22 protein-coding genes and 1 riboswitch are annotated in these 18,083 nt (G+C 60.9%); of the genes, 13 read left to right on the plus strand and 9 right to left on the minus strand.

Features of this window, described 5'->3' with window-relative positions; all coding sequences use genetic code 11:
• The first annotated feature begins 21 nt into the window (after positions 1–21).
• The 3 genes from hisG (at position 22) to hisC (ending at position 3,160) form a co-directional block, all read left to right on the plus strand.
• A complete protein-coding gene (gene hisG / locus C4J94_RS05010; protein WP_003188599.1) occupies positions 22–657 on the plus strand; it encodes an ATP phosphoribosyltransferase in 636 nt (211 codons plus the stop codon).
• A gap of 127 nt (positions 658–784) precedes the next feature.
• Complete coding sequence (gene hisD, locus C4J94_RS05015) at positions 785–2,104, plus strand: histidinol dehydrogenase (RefSeq protein WP_124385168.1); 1,320 nt, start codon at positions 785–787, stop codon at positions 2,102–2,104.
• A 3-nt stretch (positions 2,105–2,107) separates the two neighbouring features.
• Entirely contained in the window at positions 2,108–3,160 is a 1,053-nt protein-coding gene (hisC, locus tag C4J94_RS05020; protein WP_124385169.1) for a histidinol-phosphate transaminase, read from the plus strand.
• Between the two features lie 129 nt (positions 3,161–3,289).
• Here hisC and C4J94_RS05025 read toward each other — a convergent pair whose 3' ends face one another.
• Both C4J94_RS05025 and upp read right to left on the minus strand, forming a co-directional pair.
• On the minus strand, positions 3,290–4,564 hold the full coding sequence (locus tag C4J94_RS05025) for a uracil-xanthine permease family protein (protein WP_124385170.1): 1,275 nt from the start codon (positions 4,562–4,564) through the stop codon (positions 3,290–3,292).
• Between the two features lie 2 nt (positions 4,565–4,566).
• Positions 4,567–5,205, minus strand: coding sequence for a uracil phosphoribosyltransferase (gene upp / locus C4J94_RS05030; protein ID WP_003188608.1), 639 nt, complete (start codon positions 5,203–5,205; stop codon positions 4,567–4,569).
• 163 nt (positions 5,206–5,368) lie between these two features.
• Between upp and C4J94_RS05035 the strand changes: the two genes are divergently transcribed.
• From C4J94_RS05035 to C4J94_RS05045, 3 genes are all read left to right on the plus strand, one after another.
• Positions 5,369–5,926 carry a hypoxanthine-guanine phosphoribosyltransferase gene (locus tag C4J94_RS05035; protein WP_003188610.1) on the plus strand — a complete coding sequence of 186 codons (558 nt, stop codon included), beginning with the start codon at positions 5,369–5,371 and terminating at the stop codon, positions 5,924–5,926.
• 3 nt (positions 5,927–5,929) lie between these two features.
• On the plus strand, positions 5,930–6,397 hold the full coding sequence (locus tag C4J94_RS05040; RefSeq protein ID WP_124385171.1) for a WbuC family cupin fold metalloprotein: 468 nt from the start codon (positions 5,930–5,932) through the stop codon (positions 6,395–6,397).
• 104 nt (positions 6,398–6,501) lie between these two features.
• Positions 6,502–6,789 carry a PA4642 family protein gene (locus C4J94_RS05045; RefSeq protein ID WP_124385172.1) on the plus strand — a complete coding sequence of 96 codons (288 nt, stop codon included), beginning with the start codon at positions 6,502–6,504 and terminating at the stop codon, positions 6,787–6,789.
• Between the two features lie 103 nt (positions 6,790–6,892).
• On the opposite strand, the gene mqo is transcribed toward C4J94_RS05045, so the two are convergent.
• Both mqo and C4J94_RS05055 read right to left on the minus strand, forming a co-directional pair.
• Positions 6,893–8,431: a malate dehydrogenase (quinone) gene (gene mqo, locus C4J94_RS05050; RefSeq protein WP_124385173.1), complete on the minus strand. Its 1,539-nt coding sequence runs from the start codon at positions 8,429–8,431 to the stop codon at positions 6,893–6,895.
• Between the two features lie 702 nt (positions 8,432–9,133).
• Positions 9,134–9,367, minus strand: coding sequence for a hypothetical protein (locus tag C4J94_RS05055; RefSeq protein WP_124385174.1), 234 nt, complete (start codon positions 9,365–9,367; stop codon positions 9,134–9,136).
• Between the two features lie 182 nt (positions 9,368–9,549).
• On the opposite strand from C4J94_RS05055, the gene C4J94_RS05060 reads away from it, so the two are divergent.
• Complete coding sequence (locus C4J94_RS05060) at positions 9,550–10,134, plus strand: YajG family lipoprotein (protein WP_122737951.1); 585 nt, start codon at positions 9,550–9,552, stop codon at positions 10,132–10,134.
• A gap of 54 nt (positions 10,135–10,188) precedes the next feature.
• Here the strand turns inward: C4J94_RS05060 and C4J94_RS05065 are convergent, their stop codons facing one another.
• On the minus strand, positions 10,189–10,398 hold the full coding sequence (locus C4J94_RS05065; RefSeq protein ID WP_124385175.1) for a hypothetical protein: 210 nt from the start codon (positions 10,396–10,398) through the stop codon (positions 10,189–10,191).
• Positions 10,399–10,580: 182 nt separating this feature from the next.
• Here C4J94_RS05065 and C4J94_RS05070 point away from each other — a divergent pair, with 182 nt between their 5' ends.
• On the plus strand, positions 10,581–10,838 hold the full coding sequence (locus C4J94_RS05070; RefSeq protein WP_124385176.1) for a hypothetical protein: 258 nt from the start codon (positions 10,581–10,583) through the stop codon (positions 10,836–10,838).
• Between the two features lie 122 nt (positions 10,839–10,960).
• Here the strand turns inward: C4J94_RS05070 and C4J94_RS05075 are convergent, their stop codons facing one another.
• Positions 10,961–12,124: a 1-acyl-sn-glycerol-3-phosphate acyltransferase gene (locus C4J94_RS05075; protein ID WP_177413441.1), complete on the minus strand. Its 1,164-nt coding sequence runs from the start codon at positions 12,122–12,124 to the stop codon at positions 10,961–10,963.
• Between the two features lie 132 nt (positions 12,125–12,256).
• Here C4J94_RS05075 and C4J94_RS05080 point away from each other — a divergent pair, with 132 nt between their 5' ends.
• From C4J94_RS05080 to C4J94_RS05095, 4 genes are all read left to right on the plus strand, one after another.
• On the plus strand, positions 12,257–12,439 hold the full coding sequence (locus C4J94_RS05080; protein WP_124385178.1) for a CPXCG motif-containing cysteine-rich protein: 183 nt from the start codon (positions 12,257–12,259) through the stop codon (positions 12,437–12,439).
• 15 nt (positions 12,440–12,454) lie between these two features.
• A complete protein-coding gene (locus C4J94_RS05085; RefSeq protein WP_124385179.1) occupies positions 12,455–12,715 on the plus strand; it encodes a putative signal transducing protein in 261 nt (86 codons plus the stop codon).
• A 37-nt stretch (positions 12,716–12,752) separates the two neighbouring features.
• The gene (locus C4J94_RS05090) at positions 12,753–13,373 is read left to right on the plus strand and encodes an SOS response-associated peptidase (protein WP_124385180.1); all 621 of its coding nucleotides are present in this window, start codon (positions 12,753–12,755) and stop codon (positions 13,371–13,373) included.
• Positions 13,374–13,484: 111 nt separating this feature from the next.
• Positions 13,485–14,303, plus strand: a complete 819-nt coding sequence (locus tag C4J94_RS05095; protein WP_124361336.1) for a M48 family metallopeptidase — start codon at positions 13,485–13,487, stop codon at positions 14,301–14,303.
• A 126-nt stretch (positions 14,304–14,429) separates the two neighbouring features.
• On the opposite strand, the gene C4J94_RS05100 is transcribed toward C4J94_RS05095, so the two are convergent.
• From C4J94_RS05100 to C4J94_RS05110, 3 genes are all read right to left on the minus strand, one after another.
• Positions 14,430–15,014 carry a TMEM165/GDT1 family protein gene (locus tag C4J94_RS05100; RefSeq protein ID WP_124361337.1) on the minus strand — a complete coding sequence of 195 codons (585 nt, stop codon included), beginning with the start codon at positions 15,012–15,014 and terminating at the stop codon, positions 14,430–14,432.
• An 89-nt stretch (positions 15,015–15,103) separates the two neighbouring features.
• Positions 15,104–15,223: riboswitch (yybP-ykoY riboswitch) on the minus strand.
• Positions 15,224–15,274: 51 nt separating this feature from the next.
• On the minus strand, positions 15,275–16,273 hold the full coding sequence (locus tag C4J94_RS05105) for a class I SAM-dependent methyltransferase (RefSeq protein ID WP_124385181.1): 999 nt from the start codon (positions 16,271–16,273) through the stop codon (positions 15,275–15,277).
• A 30-nt stretch (positions 16,274–16,303) separates the two neighbouring features.
• The gene (locus tag C4J94_RS05110) at positions 16,304–17,266 is read right to left on the minus strand and encodes a 2-hydroxyacid dehydrogenase (RefSeq protein ID WP_372240857.1); all 963 of its coding nucleotides are present in this window, start codon (positions 17,264–17,266) and stop codon (positions 16,304–16,306) included.
• A gap of 87 nt (positions 17,267–17,353) precedes the next feature.
• On the opposite strand from C4J94_RS05110, the gene C4J94_RS05115 reads away from it, so the two are divergent.
• Entirely contained in the window at positions 17,354–17,986 is a 633-nt protein-coding gene (locus tag C4J94_RS05115; RefSeq protein ID WP_124385182.1) for a LysE family translocator, read from the plus strand.
• Positions 17,987–18,083: the final 97 nt, after the last annotated feature.

The raw sequence follows: 18,083 nt of genomic DNA on the forward strand, positions 1-18,083 counted from the left end.
GATGAAGGACTGACATTTCCCATGTTGACCATCGCACTGTCCAAGGGCCGCATCCTTGACGACACGTTGCCGCTTCTGGCTGAAGCGGGCATCGTGCCGACCGAGAATCCGGACAAGAGCCGCAAGCTGATCATCCCCACGACCCAGGACGACGTTCGCCTCTTGATCGTGCGGGCTACCGACGTGCCGACCTACGTTGAACATGGCGCCGCCGACCTGGGTGTCGCCGGCAAGGACGTGCTGATGGAATACGGTGGCCAGGGTCTCTACGAGCCACTGGACCTGCGTATCGCCCTGTGCAAGCTGATGACCGCTGGGCGTGTCGGCGATGTCGAGCCCAAGGGCCGCCTGCGGGTGGCGACCAAGTTCGTCAACGTCGCCAAGCGCTACTACGCCGAACAAGGCCGTCAGGTCGATATCATCAAGCTCTACGGCTCGATGGAGCTGGCGCCGCTGATCGGCCTGGCTGACAAGATCATCGACGTGGTCGACACGGGCAACACCCTGCGCGCCAACGGTCTGGAGCCGCAGGATTTTATTGCCGACATCAGCTCGCGGCTGATCGTCAACAAAGCGTCGATGAAGATGCAGCACGCCCGTATTCAGGCGTTGATCGACACCCTGCGCAAGGCAGTGGAGTCGCGACACCGCGGTTGACTCACCTGCGTAGCTGAGAAGCTGCGCCCGTCTATCCGCCTCATAGCCAGAATTCTCAGGTGCCCAAGCGGAGCGAACGGTAGTTTAGGGCGCCTGAGTTTTTGCCAATTCTATTGAGGCCCTCGCTATGACCACGTCCACTGCAATTGCCCGACTCAACGCTGCCGACCCGGATTTCGCCCATCATCTGGATCATCTGCTGAGCTGGGAAAGCGTGTCCGACGACTCTGTCAACCAGCGGGTGCTCGAGATCATCAAAGCCGTGCGCGAGCGCGGGGACGCGGCACTGGTGGATTTCACCCGTCAGTTCGACGGCCTGGACGTCAAGTCCATGGCGGACCTGATTCTGCCCCGCGAACGCCTGGAGCTGGCCCTGACGCGCATCACCGCGCCTCAGCGTGAAGCCCTGGAAGTGGCGGCGGCGCGGGTGCGCAACTATCACGAAAAACAGAAGCAGGATTCCTGGAGCTACACCGAGGCCGACGGCACCGTGCTGGGCCAGAAGGTCACGCCGCTGGACCGCGCCGGCCTGTACGTTCCCGGCGGTAAAGCCTCCTACCCGTCATCGGTATTGATGAACGCGATCCCTGCCAAGGTGGCAGGCGTGACCGAAGTGGTCATGGTGGTGCCGACCCCACGTGGTGAAATCAACGAGCTGGTGCTGGCTGCGGCCTGCATCGCCGGAGTCGACCGGGTATTCACCATCGGTGGCGCCCAAGCGGTTGCCGCGCTGGCCTATGGCACCGAAAGCGTGCCGAAAGTCGACAAAGTGGTAGGGCCGGGCAATATCTACGTGGCCACCGCCAAGCGTCACGTATTTGGCCAGGTCGGCATCGACATGATCGCCGGCCCCTCGGAGATCCTCGTGGTGTGCGACGGCCAGACCGATCCGGACTGGATCGCCATGGACCTGTTCTCCCAGGCCGAGCACGACGAAGACGCCCAGGCGATCCTGGTCAGCCCCGACGCCGCGTTTCTCGATCAGGTCGCCGCCAGCATCAACAAGCTGTTGCCTACCATGGAGCGCGCCGAGATCATCGAGAAATCGATCAATGGCCGTGGCGCACTGATTCTGGTCAGCGACATGGAGCAAGCCATCGAAGTGGCCAACCGTATCGCACCGGAGCACCTGGAACTGTCCGTGGCGGACCCACAAGCCTGGCTGCCGTCGATCCGCCACGCCGGTGCGATCTTCATGGGCCGTCACACCAGTGAAGCCCTGGGCGACTACTGCGCAGGCCCCAACCACGTGCTGCCGACCTCCGGCACCGCGCGTTTTTCGTCGCCGCTGGGGGTGTATGACTTCCAGAAGCGTTCGTCGATCATCTTCTGTTCGCCCCAGGGTGCGTCCGAACTGGGCAAGACCGCCTCGGTGCTGGCCCGTGGCGAGTCGCTGAGCGCCCACGCGCGCAGCGCTGAATACCGCATTCTTGAAGAGGGGAAATGAGGCATGAGCAAATTCTGGAGCCCTTTCGTCAAGGACCTCGTGCCTTACGTGCCCGGTGAACAGCCGAAGCTGACCAAGCTGGTCAAGCTCAACACCAACGAAAACCCCTACGGCCCATCACCCAAGGCACTGGCGGCAATGCAGGCCGAATTGAACGACAACCTGCGCCTGTACCCCGATCCGAACAGCGACCTGCTCAAGCAGGCCGTGGCCAGCTATTACGAGATCGATGCGGGCAAGGTATTCCTCGGCAACGGCTCCGATGAAGTGCTGGCGCACATCTTTCACGGCTTGTTCCAGCATGGCCTGCCGCTGCTGTTTCCGGACATCAGCTACAGCTTCTATCCGGTGTACTGCGGCCTCTACGGCATCGCCTTCGACGCCGTGCCATTGGACGAGCAGTTCCAGATCCGCGTGGCTGACTATGCGCGACCCAATGGCGGGATCATCTTCCCTAACCCGAACGCGCCGACTGGCTGCGTGCTGGCATTGGACGCGGTGGAGCAGATCCTCAAGGCCAGCCCGGATTCGGTGGTGGTGGTCGATGAAGCCTATATCGACTTCGGTGGCGAAACCGCCATCAGCCTGGTGGACCGCTACCCGAACCTGCTGGTGACTCAGACCCTGTCCAAGTCGCGTTCATTGGCCGGGCTACGTGTCGGGTTGGCGGTAGGTCACCCGGACCTGATCGAAGCGCTGGAGCGGGTCAAGAACAGCTTCAACTCCTATCCGTTGGATCGGCTGGCGATTGTCGGTGCGGCGGCGGCGTTCGAGGACCGTGAGTATTTCGAGCAAACCTGCCAACGGGTGATCGACAGCCGCGACAAGCTCGTCGCGCAACTGGAAGGCTTGGGGTTTGAGGTGTTGCCATCAGCGGCCAACTTCATCTTCGCGCGCCATCCACGGCACGACGCTGCCGGCCTGGCGGCCAAACTGCGTGAGCAAGGCGTGATCGTGCGGCACTTCAAGCAAGAGCGGATCGCCCAGTTCCTGCGGATCAGCATCGGTACGCCAGAGCAGAACCAGGCGCTGATCGATGGCCTTGGCGAGCCCTAAGCCACACTGAAGATCAAAAAATGTGGGAGGGGGCTTGCCCCCGATGGCAGTGTCTCAGTCAATACATCAGTGACTGACACTGCGCTATCGGGGGCAAGCCCCCTCCCACATTTGGTTTTGCAGTGTTGGTTAGAGCAGCGGCTCATCCGGCTTTTTGTTCTTCCAGCCATCGTTGCCCGGTAGCAGCAGGTTCAAACCAATCGCTACCACCGCGCACAGGGCGATGCCCTTGAGGCCGAAATCATCCGGGCCGGTGCCGGTACCCACTAGCACGCCGCCAATCCCGAACACCAGGGTCACCGACACAATCACCAGATTGCGCGCTTCACCCAGGTCGATCTTGTGGCGAATCAGCGTGTTCATCCCCACCGCCGCAATCGAGCCGAACAGCAGGCACAGGATCCCGCCCATCACCGGCACCGGGATGCTCTGCAGCAGTGCGCCGAACTTGCCGATGAACGCCAGGCTGATGGCAAACACCGCAGCCCAGGTCATGATTTTCGGGTTGTAGTTCTTGGTCAGCATCACCGCGCCCGTCACTTCGGCGTAGGTGGTATTGGGCGGGCCGCCAAACAGGCCTGCGGCCGTGGTGGCAATCCCGTCACCCAGCAGCGTGCGGTGCAGGCCGGGTTTCTTCAGGTAGTCGCGACCGGTCACGCTGCCTACCGCAATCACGCCACCGATGTGTTCGATCGCAGGGGCCAGGGCCACCGGTACGATAAACAGGATCGCCTGCCAGTTGAACTCCGGCGCGGTGAAGTGGGGCAGGGCGAACCACGGGGCGGCGGCGATCTTGGCGGTGTCGACCACGCCAAAGTAGAACGACATGGCAAAGCCCACCAGCACGCCGGAAATGATCGGCACCAGGCGGAAGATGCCTTTGCCGAACACCGCTACGATCAAGGTGGTCAGCAGCGCGGGCATGGAGATCAGCATCGCTGTCTGGTAATGAATCAGCTCACTGCCATCACCGGCTTTGCCCATCGCCATATTGGCGGCAATCGGTGCCATGGCCAGGCCGATGGAAATGATCACCGGGCCGATTACTACCGGCGGCAGCAGTCGGTCGATAAAACCAGTGCCTTTGACCTTCACGGCAAGGCCCAGGAAGGTATAGACGAAACCCGCTGCCATCACCCCGCCCATGGTCGCGGCCAGGCCGAACTGGCCCTTGGCGAGAATGATCGGGGTGATGAATGCAAAGCTCGATGCCAGGAACACCGGCACCTGTCGCCCGGTCACCACCTGGAACAACAACGTGCCCAGGCCAGCGGTGAAGAGTGCGACGTTTGGATCAAGACCTGTGATCAGCGGCATCAACACCAACGCGCCAAATGCTACGAAGAGCATTTGTGCGCCAGACAGGATCTGGCGCCAAAGCGGGTCGTTGAATTCATCCTGCATGCTCAGGCGTCCTTCTGCTTGGTGCCGAAGATCTTGTCACCGGCATCGCCCAGGCCGGGGATGATGTAGCCGTGTTCGTTCAGGCGCTCGTCGATCGAGGCGGTGTAGATCTGCACGTCAGGGTGCGCTTTCTCGACCGCGGCGATGCCTTCGGGGGCGGCAACCAGCACCATGGCGCGGATGTCCCGGCAGCCGGCTTTTTTCAGCAGGTCGATGGTGGCGACCATGGAGCTGCCGGTGGCGAGCATCGGGTCGATGATCATGGCCAGGCGCTCGTTGATTTCCGGGACGAGTTTTTCCAGGTAGGTGTGGGCCTGCAGGGTTTCTTCGTTGCGGGCTACGCCAACGGCGCTGACCTTGGCGCCCGGGATCAGGCTGAGTACGCCTTCGAGCATGCCGATACCGGCGCGCAGGATCGGTACCACGGTGATTTTCTTACCGGCGATTTTCTCGACTTGTACGGGACCGGCCCAACCGGGGATCTCGTAGGTTTCCAGGGGTAAATCCTTGGTGGCTTCGTAAGTGAGCAGCGCTCCGACTTCCTGAGCAAGCTCACGGAAATTCTTGGTGCTAATGTCGGCGCGGCGCATAAGGCCGAGTTTGTGTCGGATCAGCGGGTGGCGGATCTCGCGAGTGGGCATGGGAAAGGCTCCGGCGGCGGGCAAAAAAACCGGCCTAGATTAATCTATCCGAGGGTGTTGTCCTATAGACATCTAGTACGTTAGTCCATTAAGGCTTGCTCGGAACGCACGAGAAGCGTAACTTCGCCCGCTTTTCTTGCCACAGCACCCCCTGGAGAGCGCCATGTCCGCTGATCTCGAGCATATCCGTCAAATCATGCACGAGGCTGACTGCCTGTACACCGAAGCGCAAGTCGAAGCAGCGATCGCCAAGGTCGGCGCGCACATCACCCGCGAAATGGCCGACACCAACCCGGTGGTCTTCTGCGTGATGAACGGTGGCCTGATCTTCGCCGGCAAATTGCTCACTCACCTGCAATTCCCGCTGGAAGCCTCTTATCTGCACGCCACCCGCTATCGCAACGAAACCAGCGGCGGCGACCTGTTCTGGAAGGCCAAGCCGGAAGTGTCGTTTATCGACCGTGATGTGCTGATCATCGATGACATCCTCGACGAAGGGCACACCCTGGGCGCGATCATCGACTTCTGCAAACACGCCGGCGCGCGCAAAGTGCACACCGCCGTGCTGATCGACAAAGACCACGACCGCAAGGCTCGCCCCGAGCTCAAGGCCGATTTCGTCGGGTTGCCGTGCGTCGACCGCTATATCTTCGGTTATGGCATGGACTACAAGGGCTACTGGCGTAATGCCAATGGCATCTACGCCGTTAAAGGAATGTAATCGATGGCCCGCTTTCTTGATCAAACCTTATTTGCAGAGTTGGCCGAGAAAGCGGGCGACAGCCCCCGTGGCCGGCACCATCACAACTTCCACCAGATGGAGGAGCCGTGTCATCGCCTCGCCGTGGCCCTGCAACCAAGTACCTATGTGCCGCCGCATCGCCACCTGAGCGCGGACAAGGCGGAAACCTTGCTGGTCCTTCAGGGACGACTGGGTTTGCTGATCTTCAGCGACACCGGTGAAGTCATCGCCAAGCGTGTCATGCAGGCGGGGGGCGAGTGCTCCGGTGTCGATCTGCCGCCGGGTGTGTTCCATGGCCTGGTGGTGCTGGAGCCGGACACGGTGATGTTCGAATGCAAGGCCGGGCCCTACCGGCCGGTGGGCGAAGGTGAACTGGCCGATTGGGCACCGCGCGAAGGCGATGCCGGCGTGGCCGACTACCAGCGCTGGATGCTCGCCCAGTTCGCTTAAGCTGCAAATCCACTGGTGGGAGGGGGCTCTTCAACGCTTTCGAAGCCTGTGCACCACAGGTAGACTTCAAACCCCGTATCAATGTCTGCAGGCTGGAGTCGGTAATGCGTAAAGATAAAAAACAGGTGATCGGTGATGAGATCGGCGACGACCAGATCAAGTTGTTCCTGAATTTCGAGCCGGTCGATGCGACTTCTCCCTCCCTGCACAAACTGATCAAGGCCTATCGTGGCCTGCGTATCGACGACTTCGAACGCTTTCTGGGGTTCTTCAAGGAAGCCGGCCTGGACCTGGATGGCAAGGATGAGCATGGCCAGACCTTTGTCGAACTGATCAAGGACCAGCGCAACGCCGCCGAGTACATCGAGCTGATCGACAACGCCCGCAACTGATTATTCGAGCCATAAAAAAACGCCCCGGCCTCATAAGAGCCCGGGGCGTTTCGCTTTTAGCGGTAGGCGCGAGCTTGCTCGCGAAGAACCTGAGAGCGCCGCGTCAAACCAGATGCGTTGCGTTATCGTTATCGTTTTTCGCGAGCGAGCTCGCTCCTACCGGATCCACCAGCTCCAGGCTGATGTTGTTTTGCGTATTGATCCTGCGATACAGCTCGGCATCCGTCTCCAGCACTTTCTCGCGTGCCGGGAAGATCTCGTGCAGCTTGGTCGCCCATTCGCCGTTGGCTTTCTCGGGGAAGCAGCGCTCGATCAGCTCCAGCATGATCGACACCGTCACCGAAGCGCCCGGCGAGGCACCCAGCAACGCCGCCAGCGAACCGTCTTTTGCAGCCACAAGCTCAGTGCCGAACTGCAGCACGCCGCCTTTCTTCGGGTCTTTCTTGATGATCTGCACCCGTTGGCCGGCCACTTCCAGGCGCCAGTCTTCGGCTTTGGCCTCAGGGTAGAAGCGGCGCAGGGATTCCAGGCGCTGCTCCATGGACTGGCGCACTTCGCTGACCAGGTACTTGGTCAGGTCCATGTTGTCGCGAGCCACGGCAAGCATCGGGCCGATGTTGCCGGCGCGAATTGACATCGGCAGGTCGAGGAACGAGCCGTGCTTGAGGAATTTGGTGGTGAACCCGGCGTATGGCCCGAACAACAGGGATTTCTTGCCATCGACGACGCGGGTGTCCAGGTGCGGCACCGACATCGGTGGCGAACCCACCGCAGCCTGGCTGTACACCTTGGCCTGGTGCTGCTTGACCACTTCCGGGTTATCGCAACGCAGCCACTGGCCGCTGACCGGGAAACCGCCGAAGCCTTTGCTTTCTTCGATGCCCGATGCCTGCAGCAACGGCAGTGCCGCACCGCCGGCGCCGAGGAAGACGAACTTGGCGTCCACTTCGCGGCTGTTGCCGCTGTTGACGTCCTTGATGCTCACGGTCCAGCCGGCGCCATTGCGCTTGAGGCCGGTTACGCGCTTGCAGTACTTGACCTGGGCGTCCGCCGAGCTGGTCAGGTGGTTGAGCAGTTGGTTGGTCAGGGCGCCAAAGTTGACGTCAGTACCGTTCATAACACGGGTCGCGGCGATTTTTTCGTCCAGCGGGCGACCCGGCATCATCAGCGGCATCCACTCGGCCATCTCGCTGCGGTCTTCGGTGTAGTGCATGTCCGAAAACGCATGGTGCTGGCTGAGGGTTTCAAAGCGCTTCTTGAGGAAGGCAACGCCGTTGTCGCCCTGCACGAAACTCAGGTGCGGAACCGGGCTGATGAAGGACTTGGATGAGCCAAAGGTGCCTTTTTTGGTCAGGTACGCCCAGAACTGCTTCGACACTTCGAACTGGGTGTTGATGTGCACGGCTTTCTTGATATCGATGGAACCGTCAGCGGCCTGTGGCGTGTAGTTCAGCTCACACAGCCCGGCGTGGCCGGTACCGGCGTTGTTCCACGGGTTGGAACTCTCCGCGGCACCCGAATCCATCAGCTCAACGACTTCCAGCTTGAGGCCGGGGTCGAGCTCCTTGAGCAGTACGGCCAGGGTGGCACTCATGATGCCGGCCCCTACCAGAACTACGTCGACTGCTTCGTTATGCGCCATTTAACGCGTCTCCAAAATCTGCAGCACCAAATTGACGGCATGGCTGCCAGGAGTGACGGGGCGGTTCACGTGTTGCCCCAGGTTACCCATGGCCAGGATCGCCATGTCCGTTTCGCAATTCCTTGCAACTTCAGCGCACGCTTTCTGCCCGGCTAGTCTGCCTATGAACGCATTCATGGGCGCCTGTGGCAATTCGACTTATGGTCAAAGCGTGCGATTCGTGCAATCAATCCGTAGCGGACAGGCTCAAGCTCCGGTTGTTAAGGAGTACTCGGTCCTGTGTTGGGCTGTTCCAGACGCTGATGGTGCTTGTACAAACGCCAAACTATTCATTTGCTCGCCACACTCTTGTGAAGTTGTGAAAACCCGTTTTTTTCACGCTCTTTTGAAGACGTGAACCTCAAAAAAGGGCTGCCCCAGCCTGGCACCTGGCCCGCGAAACGGGCAAAAAACTCAAGTGGCCGAGCGCAATGGCAGCTCTGGCAGATTCGATAGAGACGGGTGGTTTGCACAGGAAACAGCAAGCACGCCAGCTTCAGTCGATCTGTGTGGGCGGCTCTCTGTGGGCGATTTGGAGGTTAATGCCGAGGCAATAACGATGCTGCGGGGCCCGATCAGGAGACGTCCTTATAATCGGGGGGAGATTGTAGCGAAGAACGCCGGGGAAATGGGCGTGTTTTATGACTTTTATTAGTGCATTGGTCAGGAGGCCAACGCTTGTCGCGCTGATGCGCGTACAAACTGAGGGCTGATCCTGGCGCTGGCCGGCAGCGGGCGGTGCATCCAGCCCAGGTGTGTCTCCGCGACTTCCACCCAGCCTTCACCGACGGGCGGCGAGCTGCATTGCTTGAACGCCAGGCAATGACCGTGGGCATCGAGCAAGGCAAAGTGGCGGTGGCGGGGGTGTGACAGGAACAATGACTTGAGAAGGCGCATGGCTGTGTACCGGTTGCGTTACATGCTTGAAGGTTCTCAGTCTGCCATGACATTGGAATGACGATTTTATGTGAAATTGTAATTTGGCCATGCCTTCAGCTGCGGTTCAGGATCGCTGGTGAGTGATGCGCGTGCACCGTTATACTGGCGGCCTGTCTGCGCCTAGTCCTGGAGAAATGAGTATGTTGCAACGCCTGTTGTTCGGTTTGATCACTGTGACCAGTTTGGCTTTGGTTGGCTGCGCCAACAGCCCGCAACAACTCAGCCCGCAACCTAAAGTCACTGCGCAGCTGGCCCCGGTCGGTCACGGCCAGCCCGTGTCGGTGCGCGTGGTGGACGGCCGTCCGTCGCCTACCCTCGGTTCGCGTGGCGGCCTGTACCCGGAGACCGCGCTGATTTCGGTGACCGGCCAGGACGTGCTGCCCAAGCTGCAGGCCCAGGCTGAAGCCGCTGTGCGTTTGCTGGGCTTCACCCCGACCAACTCGCCGGGTGTGCCGCAACTGACAGTGACCCTGGCTGAATTGAAATACCAGTCGCCCAAGGAAGGCCTGTATGTGACCGAAGCTTCCATCGGCGCAACGTTCAAGTCCGACGTCAGCGCAGGTACCCGTCGCTACAGCGGCCGCTACGCTGCCTCCCTGAACCAGCGCTTCGGCATGTCGCCGAACCAGGAAACCAACACCAAGCTGGTCAGCGACGTGCTCAGCGATGCCTTGACCCGTCTGTTCAAGGACCCAAGCATCGGCCAGTTGCTCAGTTCGCAATAAGCTGTTCAAAAAAAACCGGGTTCATCTGAGCCCGGTTTTTTTATGCCTGTCGCTTTACGCCGCTGTATCGACATAAAAATCCAACATGCTCACCCCAGTGAATAAATCCAGCTCCGGCAAGTCGGCGTGCGGTTGCCCGGCGAGGGCGCAATACACCAGCCAATGATGGTCCTGGACGTTGAACGCAAGGCCGCCGATCAAGGCTTCCTGTTCGTCGCTTTGAGCGATCAGATACAGCCGGTCCTGGTTTTGCGCATGCAACATGACAAGCTCCTCAAGCGTCGAAGGGCAACAGAGTGGCTTGTTAAGGTGACGTTCAGGTGACGCTGTAAATTACTGGATACATTAACCGTCAACGGGGAGGGAGCATTTCAGGCGCAGGAAGCCACTATCGTTCAGCTTTGTATCTGAACCGATACCCGAATACTGTTCCGCCGAGGTTTGCGATGGCGTTGCCCGCACTGCTCATCAATGCTGTTGCCTTATTGACCGCCTGTTCGGGCGCCGTAGTGCTGTTCACCACCCGCCTGCGCGCGCAACGTGCGATGGCCGACCTGGCCGTGCGCAGCGAGGAAAGGGCCATTGATCAGCCGATGCTGTTTCTGGATACGCGCACCGAACGGGCGTATCGCCAGGCTTACCGCATCGGGTTCGCCGGCCTGGGGTTGGCGCTGGTTCTATCCTGGCTCAGCACCCACCTTTAAATAACACCGGAGCAAAATGTGGGAGGGGGCTTGCCCCCGATTGCGGTGTGCCAGTCGAACTATCCACTGGCTGACCCACCGCTATCGGGGGCAAGCCCCCTCCCACATTGTTTGACCGGTGTTTACAACGGAATTCCGGCCTTGACCCGATACTGATTACGCACCGGCGTCGCATATTGCGTCACCAGGTACGGACGGTGCTCGGACGGGCATTCGTTCAAGCGCCGTTCCCACTCCGCTTTCGCCTTGGCCAGCTCATCGGCCGGGAATACGTCCGCGGCCTTGGGCACTTCAAGTTGCGGGTCGGCATCATTCCACTGGGCATACGCCAGGTAGTGCACCGGGAACAACCGATAACCGCCCAGAATCTGCCGGTCCATCTCGGCCGCCAGCAGCTTGGTGTCTTCGAAGCGCTCGGTAATCGGCGGCGCGAAGTTCACGTGCACCCGGCCTTTGTAACCGGTGATGCCCAGCGCAATACTCACGTCATCCTCGCCCGGCGCCTTGCTGTAGGTACCGGTGGTGGCGCGGATATACAGCTCGCGGGCCTTGGCGGCGTCGCACGGGTCATACTCGTAGCTGATCGACACCGGCGTCAGGTTCAACGACTGGATGACCTCGGCGAACGGCTCGTCCTTGCGGCTGACGTGGAACATCTTGAGGATCGCCGATTCGGTGCGATCATCCCCATCCTTTGCCCGACCTTCGGCCTGGGCGATCCAGATCGACTGGCAGTCCTTGCGGATCGAATGGTTGATGTAGGCCGACAGCAGATGGTAGGCCGCCATCTTTTCCTTTCGTCCGGTGATCGAGCGGTGCACGATGAAGCTCTTGTTCAGGCGCATCAGGTCGCTGACGAACGGCTTTTGCAGCAGGTTATCGCCGATGGCGATGCGCGGCGTCGGCAGGCCGGCATGGTAGACGGCGTAGTTGACGAAGGCCGGGTCCATCACGATGTCGCGGTGGTTGGCCAGAAACAGGTAGGCGCTGCCGGACTTCAGTTGCTCGACGCCGGTATAGGTCACGCCGTCAGTCGCGCGGTCGATGGTATGGTCGACGTAATACTCGACTTTATCCTGCAGCGTCGCCACGGTGGTGACGCCGGCGAATTCACGGCGCAGCTTGCGTGCGATCATCGGCTTGAGCAGCCAGCCCAGCGTGCCGGCGAAGCGCGGGAAGCGGAAGTGGGTCAGGATGTCCAGAAAGGCCTTGTCACGGAACAGTCGGTCCAGCACTGCCGGGACTTCGCTGTCGTTGTAAGGTCGGATGGTATCGAATTCGCCCATCATGCTCTCTTGTTAGAAACGGCTAGGGTAAGTAGAAGAAATACCAGGGTGCGGTCCAGGTAATTGGCCTGGCCGAGAATAGCCCTGTAAATAGACCGGCGATTATACGCACAAGTCACTCGGGAGACTGCGATGCTGGAATCTGCGCTGTACGATTGTCCTTATTGTGGTGAAGCGGTCGAAACGACGGTGGATTTATCCGGCGGTGATCAGGTTTACATAGAAGACTGTCAGGTGTGCTGCAAACCCATCACGTTCAGTCTGCAGGTCGATGGTGACGAGTGGATGCTCGAAACCCGCAGCGAGAATGAATAAATAACAGGTACCTCCATGCAGCGAATCTACGAACCGGAAAACCTCATGGAAGGCGAGTTGCTGCAACAGATGCTTGCCAGCGAAGGGATCGAGGCGCACCTGGTGGGGCGCCATTTGCTCGGTGGCACGGGTGAGCTGCCGATCTTCGGCTTGCTGGGGCTGGAGGTCGATAATGACCAGGCCGCTTGTGCCCGCGAGCTCATAACCGCCTATAACGACGCGCAACCCTTACCTGGCGACGAACCCGACAGCTTCCCCGACGTATTGGTCTGTTAGGCTGTCGGTCGGTTTACCCCAGGAGTCGTGTTGCCCCATGTGTGGACGTTATGCCCTGTTTCGCTGGAACCCCGCTTTTGCTGCCCTGCCGGGCTTTCCGGCCGACCAGCAGGCCCAGTGGAATATTTCCCCGAACGATTCGGTGCTGATCCAGCGCGCCATCGACGGCCAGCTCACCCTGGCGCGCGCACGGTGGGGCCTGACGCCGCCCTGGCTCACCGACCTGTCCCGCACACCGGCCCACGCCCGCGCCGAAACCCTGGCCGAACAACCGATGTTTCGCGAAGCGTTCCGCCAGCGCCGGTGCCTGCTACCGGCCAACGGCTTTTACGAATGGCGCGGCACCCAGCGCAAACGCCCGTACTGGCTGACGCCGGGAGAGGGCTCCACGTTGTTTTTCGCGGCGATCTGGGAAGCGTATCCGGTGCAGGAGCAGGTGTGGTTGAGTACGGCGGTGGTCACTCAAGCTGCGCAGGCGCAGCGCCGACCGTTGATCCTGGATGCGGCGGGGCAAGCCGCCTGGCTGGATCCCGAGACGCCGCTGCCCGTGCTACAAAGTCTCTTGGCCAGCGAACCCGCCGCGTTGCGCGAGCGGGTGCTGGCCAACATGGTCAACGATCCCAAGCTCAATGGGCCGGAGTGCCTGACCCCGGCTTGAGCCGGAGGGTTGTGAGATGCGTCCGAAATTAAGCACTTAAACCTCTGATGTATCTGGCGCTGATACAAATGTCCGCCTACGATACGCGCCATGTTTTCAGGGAGAGCGTTCATGAAGAAGTCATTGGCGGTAAGCGGGTTGGTTGCAGCGATGTTGCTGGCCGGGTGTCAGTCGGTCAACACCACCAGCGGTGGCGCGGTTGGGGTTGAGCGCAAGCAGTACATGTTCAGCATGCTGTCGAGCCAGGAAGTCGACCAGATGTACGCCCAGTCCTACCAGCAAACCTTGGGTGAGGCGAGCGGCAAAGGCGTGTTGGACAAGACCAGCGCCAACGCCAAGCGCGTGCAGGCCATCGCCAATCGGCTGATCGCCCAGGCACCGACGTTCCGCCCGGATGCGGCGCAATGGAAGTGGGAAGTGAACCTGATCAAGAGCGATGAGATGAATGCCAACTGCGGGCCGGGTGGCAAGATACTGGTGTACAGCGCGTTGATCGACAACCTCAAGCTCACCGATGACGAACTGGCCGCCGTGATGGGCCATGAGATCGCCCACGCCTTGCGTGAACACGGTCGCGAAGCCATGTCCAAGGCCTACGGCATTGAAATGGCCAAGCAGGGCGCCGGCGCGTTGTTCGGGCTGGGCCAGGACAGCCTGGCGCTGGCCGATACCGTGGCCAACTACGGCATGACCTTGCCCAACAGCCGCAGCAACGAGAACGAAGCCGACCTGATCGGCCTGGAGCTGGCCGCCCGCGCCGGCTACAACCCGAACGCGGCGATCACGCTGTGGAACAAGATGGCCAAGGCCTCGGAAGGCGCGCCTCCGGAGTTCATGAGCACCCACCCGGCTTCGGACAGCCGTATCGCCTCGTTGCAGGCGGCAATTCCGAAGGTGATGCCGCTCTACCAGCAGGCCAAGAAGTCCTGACCTCTGTGAAACACTAAATGTGGGAGGGGGCTTGCCCCCGATAGCGGTGGGTCAGCTTATAAATACTGAGCTGAAATACCGCAATCGGGGGCAAGCCCCCTCCCACATTGGATTGGGTTTGCAGATTTAGATCCAGCCACTGCTTTGCATGGCTTTGTACACCGCCACAATCGCCAGCACGAAAAACGCCGTCGCCGCCAATCGGCGAATCAACGTCAACGGCAACTTCTCCGCTGCAAAATTCCCCGCCAGCACGACCGGCACGTTGGCAATCAACATGCCCAGGGTGGTGCCGATGATCACCAGCCACAACTCCGGATACTGAGCCGCCAGCATCACCGTGGCGATCTGGGTCTTGTCACCGATTTCCGCGATAAAGAACGCAATCAGCGTGGTCAGGAATGGCCCGAACTTGCGCGTGGTGCTGGCTTCGTCATCGTCGAGTTTGTCCGGCACCAGTGTCCACAGCGCCGTGGCACAGAAGCTCGCTGCGAGAATCCAGTGCAGCACCGCATCGGAAAAGAAACTCCCGAACCAGGCGCCGACTGCGCCGGCCGCCGCATGGTTGGCCAGGGTCGCGGCGACGATGCCGGCGATGATGGGCCAGGGCTTGCGAAAGCGCGCAGCGAGAATAAGCGCGAGCAGTTGCGTCTTGTCGCCGATTTCGGCCAGGGCAACGATTGCGGTAGGAACGAGCAGTGAATCCAGCATCAGGTAGGTTTCCAGGGGCGGGTCGACACGGCTATGACACGTACAGCCTTCCCGCCCCGGGTAAGGTGTGCGTGTCATAGGTCTTGTCAAACCCCGGTCCGTCTGTGCGGACTCCTGGGTCGCATACGCCATGGTCTGCTGACCAAGTATGTTGACGTATGCCGGACGAGCATGGGGCTCGTGGGAGACTACTCCCCTAGGACGGAGCGGATTCTGCCTAGGCAAAACCCATTCGGCAAGCGTTCTTTTTCAAGCGTTCGTCAGGGGCGCTTGGCCCGGTAGATGCGAAAACCGTTGCCTTCGGCCTTCACGGCGCAGATGCCCAAGTGCTCTTCGATCAGCGGCTGATACTTCAGGAAGCTATTCGCGACAAGGCGCAATTCGCCACCTTTTGCCAGATGTTTGCCCGCTTTTCGCAGCAGGTTTTCCGTGGCGAAGTAATCGGTGTGCACCCCGACATGGAACGGCGGGTTGCTCAGGATCGCGTTCAAACCCATCGGTGCGGCGTCGATGCCGTCACCGGTCAACACCTCGGCTTCCAGGCCATTGGCGGCCAGGGTCAGGCGGCTGCTGGCGGCGGCGAAGGCGTCCACATCGAGCATCGTTACGGTGTTATGCGGGTAGCGACGTTTCACCGCGGCGCCCAGAACGCCGGCGCCGCAACCGAAGTCGAGCAAATGCCCGCTGGGCAGCTTGTCCAGGTGCTCCAGCAACAGTTCGGTACCACGGTCCAGACGACCATGGCTGAACACGCCCGGCAGGCTGACTACCTTCAGTGGCCCATCTACCAGCGGTACCTCGAAGGTCTGCGCCAGGCTGCCCAGTTCGCGCGCTTGCGGCGCGTTGTCCACGGTGACCTGCCAGAGCTGACAATGCCGTGCGTTATCCAGCTTGCGCGGTTTGCCGAAGGGGATCATCTGTTTGGCGGCGCTTTCGATGCCGGCTTTTTTCTCGCCCACCAGGAACAGCTCGGCGCCGGGCAGGCGTGCGGCCACGGCGTTGAGCAGGTAGTCGGTGAGGTCTTTGGACTTGGGCAGGAAAATCACCGCCGCATCGAATGCGCGCTCAGGCACAGTCACACCGAACTCGCTGCGCTCGGGAAAGCGTGCCTCAAGCACCGCCTGATCGCCAGCATGCCAGCACCAGCCGTGGGCGTTGGGCAGGCGCCCTAGCAAATCGTCGGCCGGCAAACCGACCAGCAGCAGGTTGCCTTGAAAAAGTTCGGCCTGGCGAAGCAGTACTTCACTGCGCGGATCCATGGTCTGCTCCTTGAAAAGGGGCGCAGTTTATCAACTGACGACGCGAAGCGGGGCACCGTTGAAAAAGCCCAGCGCGTTTTCGCTCAATTGCCCGACGATCCGTTGCCGCGCCTCACGGCTGCCCCAGGCGTTATGGGGCGTGACGATCAGCCGGGGAATATCAGTGGCCAGCAGCGGGTTGCCGTTGACCGGAGGCTCCACACTCAACACATCAGTGGCCGCTCCGCCCAGGTGCCCACTGCGCAGCGCATCGGCCAGGGCCTGTTCGTTGATCAAACCACCGCGTGCGGTGTTGACGACAAACGCGCCGGGCTTGAGCAATGCCAGTTCGCGCGCGCCAATAAAGTCGCGGGTGTGCTCGTTGAGCGGGCAATGCAGGGTTAGCGCATCGACCTGTGCCAGCAGCTCATCCAGCGGCACGCGGTCGGCGCGGGCAGGGCGGCCGGGAATCGCGCCGAGCAGCACGCGCATGCCGAACGCTTCGGCCAGGCGCGCCACGGCGCTGCCCAATTCGCCATGCCCGAGCAGGCCGAGGGTTTTGCCCTCCAGCTCGACAATCGGGTAGTCCAGCAGGCAGAACTGTTTGGCCTGCTGCCATTTGCCCGCAGCCACATCCCGTTGATAGTCCTTCAGGCGCGTGGCGAGGTTGAGCAACAGCATGATCGTATGCTGGGCCACCGACGGTGTGCCGTAGCCCTGGCAGTTGCTCACGGTGATGCCGTGAGCGCGGGCGGCCTCAAGGTCGATATTGTTGGTGCCGGTGGCCGACACCAGGATCAGCCGGAGCTCCGGGCAAGCCGCCAGGGTCTGGGCGTTGAGCGGGATTTTGTTGCTAATGACCACCTGCGCGCCCTGCAAGCGTTCGAGCACATTCTGCGGCGTGGTCTGCTCGAACAACTGCAGCTCGCTGAAGCAGGCGCGCAAGCCGCTGAGGTCGAGATCGCCAAGGTCCAGGGAGGGGTGATCGAGGAAGACGGCGCGGCGATTGTTCATGATCAACTGTACCTTTTGCGGCGAGGTTCGAAGGCGTAATCTGCTGAGCCTATCAGATCAAATAATCAGCTACTTAATGGAGTGCGCATGTACGTCGCCGAGTTTTTGACCGTAGCCTTGATTCACTTGTTGGCGGTGGCCAGCCCCGGGCCGGACTTTGCCGTGGTGGTTCGTGAAAGCGTGACCCATGGCCGTCGCGCCGGTACCTGGACGGCGTTGGGCGTCGGTTCGGCGATTTTTCTGCACGTCGGATACTCGTTGCTGGGCATCGGTTTGATCGTGTCCCAGTCCATCGTGCTGTTCAATGCGCTGAAATGGGCGGCAGCGGCCTACCTGCTGTATATCGGCTTCAAGGCGCTGCGCGCGCAACCGGCCAAGCCTGCGGCCGAAGGCGAGCTGCATCGCGAGGCGGGCGAGCGCACCCCTCGCGGCGCGTTCACGGCGGGCTTCGTGACCAACGGCTTGAACCCCAAGGCCACGCTGTTTTTCCTGTCGCTGTTCACGGTGGTGATCAACCCGCACACACCGCTGGCGGTGCAGGCCGGTTATGGCCTGTACCTGGCAGTGGCGACAGCGCTGTGGTTTTGCCTGGTGGCCATGCTGTTCAGCCAGCAGCGCGTGCGCGCGGGCTTTGCGAAGATGGGGCATTGGTTCGATCGCACCATGGGCGCGGTGCTGATTGCGATTGGGGTGAAACTGGCGTTTACCAGCATGAAGTAATTGCCGCTCACTCAAGCCGGCACGGTCAAAATGTGGGAGGGGGCTTGCCCCCGATTGCGGTGGATCAGCTGATAAATACTTGGCTGAAGCACCGCTA

It is taken from the genome of Pseudomonas sp. R5-89-07 (genome assembly GCF_003851685.1).
Classification (GTDB): Bacteria; Pseudomonadota; Gammaproteobacteria; order Pseudomonadales; family Pseudomonadaceae; genus Aquipseudomonas.